We start from the raw sequence: 16,428 nt of genomic DNA, 5'->3' as shown, positions 1-16,428 counted from the left end.
TTCAAAAACACTCGTTATCATTTTGTCTCAAATTAGCTGGACATAAAAAGAATCGCGAAAATTCGCGATTCTTTTGACTGAACTAAACTTGTTCACTTTCTTCAGCTTCATTGGCCTTTTCAGGTGTGACAACTTCTGCCGTTCCCTTGCCTGCCGCTTTGACCTTAGCTCGAATATCAACCGGATGTCCTTCACGGCGATCGTCGGCATACTCGGCAGTCGCGGTGAACAGCAAGTCAGACGCGGAGTTAACAGCCGTTTCAACTGAATCTTGAACCACGCCGATGATAAAACCGATACCGACAACCTGCATGGCAATATCATTTGAAATGCCAAACAATGAAGCCGCCATTGGAATTAACAACAGTGAGCCACCTGCGATCCCGGAAACCCCGGTAGCCGAGATGGCAGACAAGAAACATAGCAGCAAGGCCAGGAAAATGCTGACATGTACACCCATGGTATTGGCGGTTGCCAATGTCATGATCGACACCGTAATCGCTGCACCACCAGAATTTGCCGAGCCACCAAGCGGAATTGAGATCGCATAACTTTCTTCATTTAATCCGAGATCTTTTGATGCCTTCAAGTTGATGGGAATATTGACAGCGCCGCTTCTTGTAAAGAATGCCGGAATGCCACTGACTTTCAGCGTCCAAAAAGTCAACGGATACGGATTTTGCCGGGTCATCAACCAAACCATGAATGGGTACACGACTAAGTAAACAAATACCATCGTGGCAACCAGCAGCATGAGCAGCTGACCATATGCCATGACCCCTTTGACACCAGTTTTGCTCAAGGACTCATGTAACAACCCGACAATCCCAAACGGTGCGAACTGAATGACATTTTGAGCGACAGCGCTGACAGTATCGGCCAATTCCGTGACCACCTTTTTGGTCACAGCACTGGTCAATCGTAAACCGGAACCGATCAGTAAGGACCAGAAAAGAATAGCTAGGTAATTACCTTCAACCAATGCAGAGATTGGATTGGCAACGGCATTGGTTAGTAAGCTCGTCACAACAGTCCCCAGATCTTTCGGTGCACTTTCGGCGATCTTCATCGCACCGGGCAACACCAATTTGATCGGAAAAAGATACGAAACCGCCACGGCAGCAATTGATGAAAACAATGTGGCACTGAGATAAAGCACAATGACGGTGCCAAAGTGGTTCTTCGCACCTGAGCGATACTTAGAGATCGCCGACATAATTAATAGAAAGACCAGTAGTGGCGCAATCGCTTTTAAAGCGCCAACGAATAATTTACCGAGAACATCAATAAAGGACCAGGAGGGCACCATTACCCCTAACACTGCCCCAACAATGATCCCAATGACAATTTTTAAGATCAACGAAACATCTTTGTACCGTTTATACATCTTGGCCCCTCCTTCATCTAAAATTAACTTTCCATGAGAGCACTTCTTAGTTTGCCTTATTTTTACAACAACTGCAAGCAATTTAATTCAAATAGGATCACTTTTTAAAGCAAAGACAGGAAGATTGAATAACACGCTTAATTAAAAGTGCTTATCCACCATTGCCATGATTTGCTCATTTTTAACTAAGCGTTAGTACCATGTATCGTCATACGAGCACCTTGCTCTTCGGCATGCCTTGAAATCGAAAAAAGCACGATGTCCGCTGACATCGTGCTTTTTTAATCAATTGTTGCCGCTCACGCACACATGGAAACCGTAAGTGTTGGTGAACACGCCATTATTCAACTGTTTTGCCTAAACGCTTTTTCTTTGGCGCCGTTTTTGCTTGATTGGCGTCAGCATCTTTATAACCAAAGAAGTAAACCAGTAGGAAGGCAGCCACAAGCGTCACAATGGAAGCAATCCAGAAATTCATTAAGTTATTGGGACTGTTTGCCCAAGCCGGCGCATCAAACGAGAAGAACCCGATGAAGCTACCGGTGAAGCCGAACATGTTAACCCCAAGTAGCCCATTGACCAGACCGCCGATTGCAGCGCCGATACTTGCAAAGATGAAGACCCGGCCATACTTCAGGTTAACCCCGTACATGGCTGGTTCGGTAATCCCGCAACAGGCACTGATAAAGGCTGAAAGCGACAAACCTTTCAGGGCTGGATTGTGTTTTGTCTTCACCCAAACTGCCAACGCACCGGCACCTTGTGCGATCATGGAGATCGAGACAATCCCGTTCAGAATTGATTCAGGATGTGCCGATGATAATTGTGCGGCGATAATCGGAATGACCGCCCAGTGCAGCCCGAAGATAACCAGTACCTGATAGAGACCAGCAATGATGGCACCTGAGATCATTGGCGTCAAGTTCAGCAATGCTTGAATCCCTGATGTCAAAGCGCCTGATGCCACAGTGAGTAATGGTCCGACAACCAGAACAACAGTCATCCCAACCAAGAAGATTTCAACCAACGGACTGAAGATCATTCTAAGCACCAATGGCATCCAACTCTTGATCCACGGTTCGAGCTTCGCCGCCATCCACGCCGCAAAGATCATTGGAAAAATAGAATACGTGTAATTGGCAATGTGCACTGGCAAACCGAAGAAGTTGGCATTAATACTCATGCCTAGCAATGTGCCGCTGACTTTACCTGCTGTGGCGATTTGCGCAATAGAAGGATAGATCAGGAACGCGCCGATAATACCAACAATCACCGGATCAGAGCCAAGTTTTTGTGCCGCGGTGAAGCCAACAAGTATCGGTAGAAAGTAGAAGGTTGCGTCGCCCATCGCGTTAATAATTTCATAAGTCGGATTAGTCGTTGATAAACCGCCCCATTTTGTTAAGCCGAGCAAAATCCCTTTTAACATCCCGCTGGCAGCCAAAAGCCCAATAATCGGAATCATCGAGCCTGTGATTGTCCCAATTAGTGCCTGCAACCCGTGTTTGATTCGGCCCATTGCACTGGTATCTTGAACTTCTTGCTGAGTCTCCTGGATTGCTTGCGCAGTTCCTTCCGCGTTAGCATAACCGGGACCCAATTGTTTAATTGCTTCATCATAAACGTCAGTGACCGCTTGCCCAATGACGACCTGATACTGACCATTGCCATGCGCAACATCAATCACACCAGGAATATTTCTAACGGTGTCATCATCCGGTAACTGTTCATCCTTCAGATAAAAACGTAACCGCGTAATGCAATGAATCAGGCTATTCACATTCTGCGAACCACCAACATCGGCAATAATCTGCCGAGCGGTTGCGGCATATTTGCTTTCGTTCTTCGGCGCAGCAGCGGCTGTTGCGGCCATTGGCTTCGGCGTCATCACGGCAACTTCTTCACCGCGGTTCACTTCACCAGCATTGACGTCGAGATGATCGAGGACTTCTTTGCTGTTGGTAATCGCAACAATGACGGTTGTCTTTTTCCCAGCTTTCTTAATCGCATCCAAATCCATCGATCCGATGAGATCACCTGCTTTGACACGGGCATCCATAGCCGTATCAATTTCGAATGGTGCGCCTTTAAGCTCGACTGTGTCGATTCCCAAATGAACCAATAATTCTGCGCCGTTATCGGCTTTGATGCCAATCGCATGTTTGGTGTCCGCGATCATCATGATCCGACCGTCAACTGGTGCGGCAATCTGACCATCAGTCGGATCGATGCCAAAACCGTCACCCATCATTTTCTGTGAAAAAACCGGATCAGAAACATCGGTAATTGCCATGGCCAAGCCGGAGACCGGTGCCATGAGCTGCAACTCTTTCGTATCTGCCATTTCTTGTTCCCCCTTTTATCAACACGCTTGCTGGCACGAAAACCCAGCTGCACTTTGTCTTAAGTGCCTTCTTCTAGCGAACCAGCCAAATCACGCTTTCTGCAATAACCCAATCGTCGCGTATGGCGGCAATGTCATGGTTGCGGTTGGCGTCAATGTAGCTTCGTTCGTGATTAATACTTTTGCAGTTTGAAACTTTTCGGGTAGCGGTACGGTCATTGTCTTGTCGCTGAAATTATTCAGCACCAGCAATTGTTGTGTGCCATATGTTCTTATATAGGCATACAACCGATCAATTTCAGTTCCAAACGGCGTGTAGCTACCGTCACTGATCACTGGATACTGTTTACGCAATGCGATCAGCTGCTGATAAAATTTAAAAATTTCACCATGTGCAAGCTCAGCCTGCACATTAATTGCAGCTTGATTTGTTGGTCGCAACCAAGGCGTGCCAGTGGTAAAGCCTGCATGGTCCGAGGCATCCCATTGCATTGGCGTTCGGCTATTATCTCGGGCTTTCGCCAAAATAATGCCGAATGCTTCTTTTTCAGACATGCCTTTTCCCAGCAGTGCTGCATAAGCATTCTTAGCTTCCACATCCACATAATCTGCCATGCTGGTGTAATCAGGATCAGTCATCCCAATCTCCTCGCCCATATAGATATAAGGTGTGCCGCGGCTCAAATGAATCGCCGCTGCCAGCAATTCCGCGCTTTTAACCCGATATTGCCCGACATCGCCAAATCGATTGATGGCCCGCGGTTGATCGTGGTTGTTCCAAAACAGTGCCTGCCAACCACCACCTTGATCAAGTCCCTGACCCCAAGTGTGGAGAATATCGCGCAAGGCGTTGAAATCATATGGCACCTTGCTCCACTTTTCACCGTTCTTGTAGTCTGTTTTAAGATGATGGAATTGAAAAACCATTGAAAGTTCATGGTTGTCCGGTTTGGTATAAGCAATCGAATTGGCAATTGTGGTGGAACTCATTTCGCCAACCGTCACACGATTATCATCTTGACCGAAGCTGTTTGCTGCCAGCTCCTTCAAATAGTCCTGAACAATCGGTGTGTCGGTATACAACGTTTTGCTGGCCACACTTGGCGGTGCATCAACAAGCTTATCGGCTTTACCAATAACATTGAGAACATCGAACCGAAAACCATGGACACCTTTTGCTCGCCAAAAATTGATAATGGCAGCAGCTTCTTGTCGAACCGCTGGATTGTGCCAATTCAAATCTGCTTGGCGTCGTTCATATAAATGCAAATAATAATTGCCTGTATCGCCAAACGGTGCCCAAGCTGGGCCGCCAAACTTGCTTTCCCAATTTGTTGGCAAACTGCCATCCGGCTTTGGTGGTCGAATGTAATAGTATGCCTGATAATGTTTGTCACCTGCTAAAGCCTTTTGAAACCAAGCATGCTCTGTGCTGGTATGGTTCAGCACCATGTCCAGCATGATGTCGATACCTGCCGCCTTAAGTTTTTTGGCCAATTCGTCAAAATCGGCCATGGTCCCAAAGCGTGGATCAATTTGACGATAATCTGCGACGTCATAACCATTGTCATACTGCGGTGAAACAAAAAATGGATTAAACCAAATCATGTCGACATGTAATGACTTGAGGTAATCGATCTTGTCGATAATGCCGCGCAGATCGCCAACCCCATCGCCATTGCTGTCATAAAAAGACTTGGGGTATAGCTGATAAATGACTTTATTATGAAATCCCATGGTGACTCCCTTTCCTGAAAAGCGTTTGCTGAGCTTGAGACCTAAACACAAAGGCTTTCAAAACCACTTAAATTTTGAGTCTCAACATATCAGATCACGCTATGCTTGAAACGCGTTCGCAGGCGCAGAAACCTGCATGTAAGGACCTTGAACGCAATAGCCAAACCCAGGCCATCACGTTCAAGGCCGCTTACATTCCGGTTTCTAAACGCGCCTGCTCACGCTCTATGGTCTTGTACGCCGGGCGAAGTCGTGGAACTTGAAGCGATCTGCCCGGTGCCGTGACTCTGTGTATTGAAATTTTCTAGTGTCTGCCAAACTACTACAACTGCGAACAACTACAACCATGGCGCCCTCAGGAAGATTTAGATAACGACGATCTTCTTCAGTTGCCGTTTCAACCGTAATCTCTTTTGTGGCATAAGCAATTTCCAAGCCAATTTGTCCTTCGAGATACGCATACAACGAATCCCTTGCCACCGACTCCGGAATCGGCGGCACGACTCTTGGATCCAAATAATCGATATCAATGATATCCGGCTCTTTTTCCAAGTAACGCACTCGCTTCAGCAAACGCATCTGCTTGACTTCAACATCCGGATCAACATCTTTAAAGGACTTGGCCGGAAGTGCGGCAAAATGATTGGCCAACACCACGGTTCTTGTCTGCAAGTGAAGCTGCTTAGCCAATTCGGCATAACTGACGACACCTGACACTGGGAAGACATATTCTTGGCGATTGATCACGATTGATCCTCTGCCTTTCTGCGATTGAATGAAGCCATCATCTTTGAGCAGCCGCAAAGCTTTACGTACCGTGTCGCGCGATGCCTGATACATATCCTGCAGCGTATTCTCGCTCGGCAATAATGAACCAGTCGTATAAATTTCGGCCTCGATCTTATCTTTCAAATCCTGATAGATCACATCATACTTCCGCATGCCTTCTCCTCCAGAAATCGCTTTCACTTGCAAACTTTATTTTACCTGTACGTACAGGTATGTCAACTAATAATGTTTAAACGCTTTTAAATACTTCGCGTTATGAATCATTAATGTTGATATACCGGGATTTTAGCGTGCAAAAAAAATCCATACATCTGTATGGATTTTTCCATAGCTTATTCATTTATAAACTTCATTGTTATAGACCAATACAACCGTCAATTTCCCCATTCATTCGTTGATCACGAGCAGCCTTTTTCGAGGCTGTCACAGTATTAGCCAATCAATGTTGCCTTTCGAGTGAATCCGTCACCTTTTCATCACGAGCCACAACGCTGAACTGCCGGCGAATGCGAATCGAGAGAATAAAAGCAACCAATTCAAGCGCAACGAAGAAAATCAAACTGTAAGTATAGCTGTGGAAGTATTGATCGCTAAGGCTAAGCAGGGTCGGTCCAACAACTCCAGCAACTGCCCACGCCGTCAAGACATAGCCGTGAATAGCACCTAACTGTTTCGTACCAAAAACATCGCCAAGGTAGGCCGGAATGACAGAGAACCCTGCACCGTAGCAGGACATGATCAGGCATAAGGCGATCCCGAAGAGCAATGGTGAGCTGAACACCAGAATGCCAGCTAACATAGCGACATCCACCGTAAAAATCAGTGTGTACGTCAGCGGACGGCCAATCAGATCCGAGAGTGTTGCCCAAGCCAGTCGACCAAAACCGTTAAACAAACCTACGACCCCGACCATCATCGCTGCCGTAGCCGCAGACATGCCGGTTTGCTGTTGCGCCATCGGTGACGCAACAGCAACCAGTCCGATCCCACAGGTAATGTTGATGAAAAACATCAGCCACAGGTAGCGGAATGAACGCGTTTTGACTGCCTGATTGGCTGTCATGGCAGTACCGGTCAAACTGACACTTTTAGCAATATCAGCAGCCGGAACCTCACCCGGACGCGGCTTCCGGATAACCTGCGCTGCTGTGAGCATAATAAGTAAATATGCGGTGCCGAGCACATACATCGTTGGCACCAGTCCAATCCCAGCAATCAAGTTCTGAGCAATCGGACCGGTCAGCATCGCAGCAAAACCGAAGCCCATAATGGCCATGCCGGTTGCGAGCCCGCGCTTGTCTGGAAACCAAGCAATAATGGTTGAAACCGGGGTCACGTAACCCGCACCTAATCCCAAACCACCAACAACACCATACCCAATGTAAAGTAACGGCAAAGACTCAAGTTGCACTGCCAGTCCTGTCAACAGAATGCCGGAGCCATATAGCAACGCCGCAACTGTCCCTGTCAGTCGCGGACCAAATCGCTCAACCAGCCGACCCATAAAGGCGGCGCTCATCCCCAAGAAGAAGATCGCGATACTAAACGCAACTGTCACCGATGACAACGCCCAACCGGTTTGTTTGGCAATCGGTCCCGTGAAAACACTCCATGCATACACGGAACCAATCATCAGGTGAAGCAAAATGCCGCCGATAGCGACCAGATATCTACGCTTGCTCATTCGTTACCTCCATCATCCCAATATTTATCAGAACCGTCCTACCCATTGTTCTGATATAAAAAGGATAACATATATTATTGAGGCTAGGAAGCCATTGCAACCGTTTCACAAACGAATAAAAATAAAAAAGACTCCGATTTTATTCGGAATCTTTTTACAAGTTATTCAAACACCATTTGATTGTGGTAAAGCTCGGCATAGAAGCCATTTTGCGCGAGTAATTGCTCATGACTCCCTTCCTCAATGATGTTGCCATCACGCAAGACAACGATTTTGTCGGCATTCAAAATGGTCTTTAACCGATGGGCAATGACAAAACTCGTTCGCCCTTGAATGACGTTATCCATTGCCGCTTGAATTTTGGCTTCCGTAACGGTATCAACATTACTTGTCGCCTCATCGAGAATTAACAACCGCGGATTGGTCAAAATAGTTCGCGCAATCGACATCAACTGCTTTTGTCCTGCCGAGAAAACACTTTGTTCATCTGAAACAAAGGTATCGTAGCCTTCTGGCAAGCTCACGATGAAATCGTGGATGTTAGCCTGTTTGGCCGCTGCTTCCACCCGCGCTTGATCAGCATCGGGATCGCCGAAGCGAATATTATCGCGAATTGTGCCGGAAAAGAGTTGCGGGTCTTGCAAGACAATACCGACATTTTGTCGTAATGAGGCGAGCTTGAATTCGCGAACGTCGACGCCGTCAAATGTAATCGCCCCTGAGTCAACATCATAGAAGCGATTCAGCAAATTCATAACCGTTGTTTTACCGCTACCGGTTGGGCCAACCAAGGCAACCATTTCGCCCTTATCCACCTTGATGGTCACGCCATGCAAAATTTCTTTGCCAGGGATATAGCTAAAATGAACATTGTCGATCAGTAACTCATGCTTGAGTCCGTCAAGCGTTTTCCCTTCTGGCGGATCCACTTCATCAGGTTGCTCACGCACTTCAGTAATCCGTCGGGCGCCAGTGATGGCCAGCTGAATCATGTTGAATAGACTGGTCAACTGGACAATTGGCTGATAATACTGCTGCGCATAATTGACGAACACAACTACCAAGGCCAGCGCCGCGCCTTGACTCAAAGAACCATTCAGTGCCAACCAAGAACCAGCAAAAATGACAATCGCGGTGTTCAACAATGACAAGCCCATCAACAATGGATTTAAAATACCGCTCCAGATCTGGCCGCGCAGGTTGGACTTACGCACCGCCGCATTATACGGCTGGAAACCGGCGACACTTTCCTGTTGCAAGCCATTAGTGATCAACATTTTTTGGCCTGTAATCTGCTCGTTGATATAACCGTTTAGGCGGCCAATATCATCTTGTTGGCGATCAACCGAGACACTCGCTTGATGCATGACGAAGGCCGACAGCCCAACTGCAACGGGTGTTGATGCCATTGTGATCCAGGCCAACGTCGCATTTTGGGTGAACATCATCCAGATAATCCCGATAAACTGGGCACCGCTTAAGAAGATTTCAATCAACGCCTGATTCATGGCGTTGAAAATATTATCCAGATCACTTGTAAACCGCGATAAAATATCGCCGTCACTGTGACTGTCGAAATAATTCACTTTCATCCGTTGCATTTTTCGGAATAATCCGACCCGCATGGTACCAGTCGAGTAGCCACTGATTTTAGACAACAATAAGCTTGAGATAAGGATGCTAGTGGCATCGATGATGTAAAGCAAGACGAAAATCGCCAAGGTATGGTTAAATGTCGTAAATGTTGCTTGTGCCCTAGTTGCTGGGTTCATCCACTGCTGAACATAGGTTGCCAGTTCTTCGATCGCTCGTCCCATGTAAGTCGGTGCGACCACAATTGCCCAGGTCGAGATGCCAACCAAAATCGTCGTGATCAAAAACTCAATCCAATAAGGTTTCAGATAATGCGCATAAAATTTACCTGCATTTTTCAAGTCTTTCATTTAATCACACCCCCTCTTCCAATGCCTTTTGGGTGGCATAGATCTCGCGGTAAACATCGTTATGCTGAACTAAATCATGATGAGTGCCACTGCCAACTAAACGGCCTTCATCAAGCACTAAGATACGATCTGCCTTGATGATAGAACTGATCTTTTCGGCAATGATAATCGTCGTCGTATCACCCAGCTCGTGTGCCAGTGCCTCTTGAACCAATTTCTCTGAATGGGCATCTAAAGCCGAGGTCGCATCATCCAAAATCAAAATTTTCGGCTGGCCGATCACGCCACGGGTAATTGACAGACGCTGCTTTTGACCACCGGAAAAGTTAGAGGATCGCTCCTCAACTTCGGCGTTGTAAGTGCGTGGCAAGCGTTCAATAAATTCAGCCGACTGAGCGATTCTTGCCGCCCAGCGCATCGCATCTAGATTGACGTTAGGATTCCCCTGCTGCAAGTTTTCCGCAATTGTACCGGAAAAAAGCGTTGATCGCTGCAAGACGAAACCAACCGTTTTCCGCAAATCGGCTTCGGTGACAGCACGGACATCGTGACCGCCAACCTTGACAATCCCGGTATCTGGATCAAACAGTCTGGGAATCAACTGTGCCAATGTGGTTTTACCACTACCAGTTGCGCCAACAATACCGATCATTTCACCAGATTTCACCTTGAAACTGATGTCAGAAATGGTTGGCTTTTCATCACCAGGATAGGTGAACGTCACGTCATCAAATTCAACCGCGCCATCTAAGTCACGGTGCGGGCCGGAGACGAATGTCATACTCGGCTTTGTGTCCATGACTTCTTGAATACGTTTGAGTGAAACCAACGCACGTGAAGCAAATGTCAACATGAAGCCACCATTGATAATGGCAAACAGAATCTGCATCAAATAGTTAATAAAGCTTGTAATTGCCGCCAGATTGCTAGGATGACTAGTAATGTCCTGTCCGATCAGCCAAATACTACCAGCCATGGCTAAATTAGCCACAAGGAAGAACGCCGGCATTAGTAGGGCGAACAAGTTTCCGATCTTGACGCTGACATCCCGCATTTCATCACTGGACTCAGCAAATGTCTTGATCTGATTCGCGCCTTGAACAAACGACTTCACCACGCGCATGCCCATCAGATTTTCTCGGGCTAACGTGTTGACGCGCTCAATTAATTGTTGCATCCGGCCAAAGTATTTGCCCATATGACTGAACGAGAAAAAGCTGACGCCAAAAACTAAAATCATCATCACCGCAATAACCCACCACAATTCGGGCAGTGTCATAATCGCGAGAATGACCGCGCCAACGAATAAAATCGGGATTCGCGTGACTTGTTGAAAGAAGCCCATGATGATTTGCTGAACTTGGTTGATATCGTTGGTCATTCGAACAACCAAGTTCGATGGCGAAAACTTTTCAACATCCGCGTACGCCAAACTCTGAATCTTAGCATATTCGTCTGCACGCAAATCCGTTGCCACGCCCAGCGCAACCCGCGCCGCGTAAATCGTGTTGACGATCCCGCCAATAATCCCGATGATCGCCAGTCCGATCAAATACAGACCATTAATCCAGACTGTCTGCTTATCATTTTTCATGATGGCATTCATGATTACCTGCAACAAATGCGGCTGCCACAACGTTGCAAAGGCCACAATCAAGATCGCCAAAACCGACCAGATCACGTCCCACCGATATTTTTTGATGTACGGAAACAATACCCTCATGATGTCTTTCTCCTTCTATAACTTGTTTTAATAGCTTACCGCAATTTGGAAAACAAGTCAGGGAATTGTTTCGGCGGTATGTGGTCAAAGCTGATAAAGCCTTTACTGCCAGTATGAATTTGACGCAATTCTGTTCCTTAAAGAGCAAAAACTCCATTGTCCGAGTTGACTTTGTAAAGACTCAGATTGGCAACCGCTCAACCAGTTTGCCGACTATGCCCGCATCCAGCCCTACGCAGCCAAACACCCTTTTAATCTAAAAAAGCACATGAAATAGTCCAAAAAGACAACTCATGTGCATCAAAATCATTAGCCCCCAAAATTTTATCTGTGCTTTAAAGACAAAAAGCGAAAAGAAATGACTGCAAACACGTTCGCTATCTTTTGCCATTCATTCTAATCGCGATTGCTTTTTTAATGATTAGCAGTTTCAAATTTTATCCGCGTCTGTATATCAAAGTCGTTTTATCACTATTAACGAATTCGATTGGATGCATGACCTTACCAAAAGGTGCATCAAACTCAGATGTGTTAAGGTCAAGTTTATAACTGTCTAAAAATCCGGCGCGAATTAATTGCGAACAGTAGAAACTATCGCGAGTGTCCATGTTAAAAAAATTCCAGTTGTAAGGTTTTCCTTTATAGGCAGCGCAGTATTCTGCCACAACGCCTTCTTGATAGTTACTAGTCGCATTAACGTCTACTGCATAAACGCGATTTTTGCCACTAGCACTACTATTATCCCAGTTATTGTGTCCAATCTTAACGCCATCAGACAAGGCTTCCACAACACTGTTAGTGTTGCGCATGATAGCCGCGTGTCCCGTGGGAATTCCTTTATAGGCATCCGGAGTTACCAGGATAACGCCAGCCCGTCGAGGGTACTGGTTCCCTGCATTGCGTTTTTGTCGTGAGTGTTCTGGAAGACCCGGATCAGGCAGAACAGGTTTTTGTTCAGCATCTTGAATCATCTTGTCTACTTTATCTTTTGGGAAAACTTTCGCAGGATCAGTACTGTCAGTATATGATTGTGGCAAATTACCTTCAGCATGAACTAATTGAGATTGTCCAGCAATAATTCCAAGTGCCAATGGTAAAATAAACAGTAAACTTTTTTTCATTTTTATAAACCTCCCTGATGGCATTGGTTATGGCTTGGCAACGAAAAGAGCGGATCTGCCCAAGCCTTCATGGAACATAAGTTTGATATGCTTTTTAATTGCGAAGCCATGTGCTGCATCGAAAGAAGCTAACTCGTCAGCACCTAGTGCATAAAGCGTATCACCAGATAAGGCGAGACGATCTACACCTGTATTTAAGTCATATAGAGTCACCTCCTTCGAGTGTAAATCAATTAGGCTAATTGATTTACCCCGAGATTCAACGACGTCAGTATTGGCAACAATTAGTTTGTCTTTATAAGCGATGATGTCATTCGCGGCAGATTCCTTAAGCCGAAAAGTTGAAACTTGCCATGAATCAAGGTTAACAATTCCGAGCTCAGCTGGCTTCGGTTCGTTAGGATCAAAGGTTGCAGTGAATACCAATTTATTATTTAGGAATGTAGCTTTCTGAATATATTGTGGTACTTCAGCCAGATCTACTTTACGTTTCAATTCTAATTTGTCATTATAAATAAACAAACGATTATGCTGAATATCATTAAAATTGGTGCTAAATACGAACAAATTACCATTTCGGTACATTAGCAATGACACATAATCAAAAGGAAGCTCTATTTCTTTAACTTTATTCGATTTTCGATTAACTTGAGTGATGTAATTAACAGCATTAAGGTTGCTGGTTGTGTATATGTGTGATGAGCTCACAGCGATGCCTTGTATTGAAGTTCGGTCAACTCTGTAAGATGTTGCATCGCCATTCCTTTTATCAATGCCTAATACTTTGTGTTCATTCTCCATTTTTGTCAGTCCAGTTGGAATCAAAAAAACCTTTCCTCCCGAATAAATCTCGTTGTTCCAAATTGATCCAAGAGCAGCATATTTTAATGGTTGTTGTTTTACCGGTTTCAACTGTTTACTGTAGTATGTTATCAGACTCTTTTTTGTCGTTGCTGTGGTTTCCACTACCGCAACAGCATAGTTGATTTTCGTTTGCTGTTTATGCACACACCCACTAACTAGCATGAGCACGAAGAGACTTACGATAATGAGTAGTTGTTTCATGATCTTATCCACCAATCTGGGCATGAGAGATTAGGCTGTCTTACTCTAGTGGTTTAGAATAATTATATTGGTACCGTTGAATGCTCCATCGTTTGTCATTTAGTTGAAAGTAAGGTGCCTTGCTGGAAACAACAAAGATATCTTCCCACCAAGGATTCCAGTAATAGTAATAGGGATGCTCATCCGGGCGGCCAGAAGTACTGGCAGTATAACCAACTTGAACCAATGCGTGCGTATCATTAGAGGGTGAGCTAATTAAGTCAGTTATAATCGGGGCTCTCCGTTCCTTAATTTCTTTTTTCACAGTATCAAAGGAGGGGAATCCATTATTTAACATTACTGAAATACTGTACTTCGATTTAAGAAAATTAAAACTTTCTGCTAAATTACGTGGCTTATGCTCCTTATTGTAAATTAGTTGATCAATAGACTCTCCATGGTAAACATTGCGTAACATTTGTTCGGCCGTCATCAGTTTTTTCCCTGCCAAATTGTTAACCACTCCAGTTATGGCATACCATTCACACCAAGGTTTTTCGTGTTGAATTTCATAAACGCGCCAAGGTAACAGAACATGTTCAAAAACGATAGGCGATCTCTTAGCGCGTAAATGTGATTGCGCTAATGGTGCTGTAAGTTGAACTGTACTACGCGGCGATTTTTGTTCGCTCAACTTTGCCATATCAGATGATAACGGATCATGCCCAATTAACAGGTGTGGTGTTCCCCCAGCTGCTTTGTAATACATAGAGTTTGCACTATTAAAAATATTTACAGGCTGCTGTGGAGATGATGAGACTGTCTTGCTAACAGTATTGAGCGATTGGCCTAAACGGCGGGACACCATTATTTGATCTTGGTCATCTATTTGTAATACATATGAGATGTCTTGGTTGTCCTTTTTTATAATGGGAAAATTTGTCAATCGAGTTTTGCTTGGTGTGGATGTTGTAAACCCTTGTCCTAGGTAAAAGTCTTGAATATTTGACCCAGAATCGATCAAGAAATTTTTTACATAGCTCTCCCACTTTTCTTGAACAAGTAATTGTTTCTGAAGCGAGATCGTTTCACTTCGAACCGTCAAGTTTTGAGCACAAACTGGTTGGGGAGAAAACGCAAGCATCAGCAACCCGCCACCAATAGTCAACGATTTAAGTACCAGTTTGAATATTTGCAACAGAAACTCCTCCTTATTTTTTAAATCCATACACCGTTGCCTTCCAACTGTAGACTATGTTTTGAATAGTTGGATCTTGCTGCTTTTCATTTGCTAATAAATTAAAATTGTTTTCTCCGCCGCTATATGTTACTTGGTCTGCATGATTGAGACTTCGACAAATATACAAGATATTAGCTTTCCCATCTGGCAGTGGGAAAACTTGAATGCCGTACAATAGAATCGCACTCTCTGACTCAGGCCAATAAGGAGTATTGGCTTTTAGTTTTAACAGTATAGGACGCTTGGCACGTAACTCATCCACAATAATGCGATAGTTGGGAATCCCATTTGTCTTGGTATATTTAATCTTCTGATGATCAAAATAAGTCAGAGCATCATCGAAAGAAGCTGTTCGACTAGACAAATCAGACAGAGGAGTTCCTGGATAGACCGAACGCATGACATCCAAGCTAGAAACAGGAGTTTCATTTTTTGAAATAAAGTTTCTTATGGCTGCTACATGAATCGGAACAGACTGGATTGTGCGCACTATTTTGGGCTTAGATTGAAATTCAGCCATTATTTCAACGATGGGTTTTTGAAAATTCTGTGCATGAACGAAATTAGCCTTGCAGAAAAACGGAGATAAACCTAGTACTAAGATTAAAACTAGCCCGTATTTTTTCATAAAATCCTCCTTTATTTACTTAAAGAGAAGTTTTCTAGAGACATATAGACATAAAACACGTGAGGTCGGCCGCTTTACAAAAAGGATCAACATTAATTAAGAGGAGAGCAATAGTTTGTCGACTTTTCTTCGAGTTAAAAATTGTTTTCTTAACTATTAATGCGGTATTTATTGAATGTGTCTGCTCTCCATGTTTAATTTTTAAGGATAAACACATTGCTTCTTTCCCTAGAGTTTTTGAATATTTAAACTACCCCCATACTCAATATATGCCAGGTATAAGATTCTGTGCTCATCTAAATTTAAACGTAGTAAAATCGCCTTTTTTCGTCGTGTTATACTAACAAAGTGACATAAATGGCTGATTTTGCTACGTTTATTTTTTATTGGGTATCTATTATTGAATCTCAGTGACGATGCTTAAAAATATTTTGTGAAAATAGCGCCGTTCACCAAACAAAGTTCTTGACAAGAACAAGCTTCGTCAGTAAACTAGCCTCAACATTGAAATGCGGAAAGATGAGTAGTTGTTAGTTTCTTGCTTAGAGAGTGTCCATTTGGTGAAAGGACATCAAGAAACGGCAGCGAATATGGTCTTGGTGATGCAGGAACGCTGAGCGATTGCGAGGCGGTCATGGGGACGCCCATTATTGCGTTAGGTCTCACAGCTATTTGCTGTCGGACTGATTGAGGAAAGTCGTGTGAACGGCTTTCAAACCAAGGTGGTACCACGGTAAGCCGTCCTTGGCGCAGACAATTTGTCTGCGCTGAGGGCGGCTTTTTTGACG

At 44.7% G+C, this 16,428-nt stretch carries 11 protein-coding genes; all 11 read right to left on the bottom strand.

All coding sequences use genetic code 11. The features are described from left to right. Positions 1–82: 82 nt before the first annotated feature. Positions 83–1,387 carry a serine/threonine transporter SstT gene (sstT, locus tag AC07KQ_RS03120; protein WP_003563595.1) on the bottom strand — a complete coding sequence of 435 codons (1,305 nt, stop codon included), beginning with the start codon at positions 1,385–1,387 and terminating at the stop codon, positions 83–85. 340 nt (positions 1,388–1,727) lie between these two features. Then, complete coding sequence (locus AC07KQ_RS03115) at positions 1,728–3,731, bottom strand: PTS sugar transporter subunit IIABC (protein ID WP_013245484.1); 2,004 nt, start codon at positions 3,729–3,731, stop codon at positions 1,728–1,730. 90 nt (positions 3,732–3,821) lie between these two features. Further along, positions 3,822–5,468, bottom strand: a complete 1,647-nt coding sequence (gene treC / locus AC07KQ_RS03110) for an alpha,alpha-phosphotrehalase (RefSeq protein WP_003573845.1) — start codon at positions 5,466–5,468, stop codon at positions 3,822–3,824. Positions 5,469–5,693: 225 nt separating this feature from the next. Beyond that, on the bottom strand, positions 5,694–6,410 hold the full coding sequence (gene treR, locus AC07KQ_RS03105) for a trehalose operon repressor (RefSeq protein ID WP_003587307.1): 717 nt from the start codon (positions 6,408–6,410) through the stop codon (positions 5,694–5,696). Positions 6,411–6,696: 286 nt separating this feature from the next. Further along, positions 6,697–7,941 carry an L-lactate MFS transporter gene (locus AC07KQ_RS03100; RefSeq protein WP_003573843.1) on the bottom strand — a complete coding sequence of 415 codons (1,245 nt, stop codon included), beginning with the start codon at positions 7,939–7,941 and terminating at the stop codon, positions 6,697–6,699. A gap of 161 nt (positions 7,942–8,102) precedes the next feature. Beyond that, positions 8,103–9,884 (bottom strand): ABC transporter ATP-binding protein, encoded by a 1,782-nt coding sequence (locus AC07KQ_RS03095; protein ID WP_003662794.1) that lies wholly within the window; start codon positions 9,882–9,884, stop codon positions 8,103–8,105. Positions 9,885–9,888: 4 nt separating this feature from the next. After that, positions 9,889–11,607: an ABC transporter ATP-binding protein gene (locus tag AC07KQ_RS03090; RefSeq protein ID WP_003573839.1), complete on the bottom strand. Its 1,719-nt coding sequence runs from the start codon at positions 11,605–11,607 to the stop codon at positions 9,889–9,891. A 437-nt stretch (positions 11,608–12,044) separates the two neighbouring features. Beyond that, a complete protein-coding gene (locus AC07KQ_RS03085) occupies positions 12,045–12,728 on the bottom strand; it encodes a YiiX/YebB-like N1pC/P60 family cysteine hydrolase (protein WP_013245480.1) in 684 nt (227 codons plus the stop codon). Between the two features lie 27 nt (positions 12,729–12,755). Continuing rightward, positions 12,756–13,793: a hypothetical protein gene (locus tag AC07KQ_RS03080; RefSeq protein WP_013245479.1), complete on the bottom strand. Its 1,038-nt coding sequence runs from the start codon at positions 13,791–13,793 to the stop codon at positions 12,756–12,758. Positions 13,794–13,833: 40 nt separating this feature from the next. Beyond that, positions 13,834–15,000, bottom strand: a complete 1,167-nt coding sequence (locus tag AC07KQ_RS03075; protein WP_225360515.1) for a C47 family peptidase — start codon at positions 14,998–15,000, stop codon at positions 13,834–13,836. Beyond that, positions 14,984–15,640 carry a hypothetical protein gene (locus AC07KQ_RS03070; protein ID WP_013245477.1) on the bottom strand — a complete coding sequence of 219 codons (657 nt, stop codon included), beginning with the start codon at positions 15,638–15,640 and terminating at the stop codon, positions 14,984–14,986. Before AC07KQ_RS03070 ends, AC07KQ_RS03075 begins: the two co-directional genes overlap by 17 nt. Between the last annotated feature and the right edge of the window lie 788 nt (positions 15,641–16,428).

The organism is Lacticaseibacillus sp. YLM2-1 (assembly GCF_056583465.1).
Note: the sequence above shows the minus strand (reverse complement) of the source record. Positions and strands in the feature narration are given on the sequence as shown.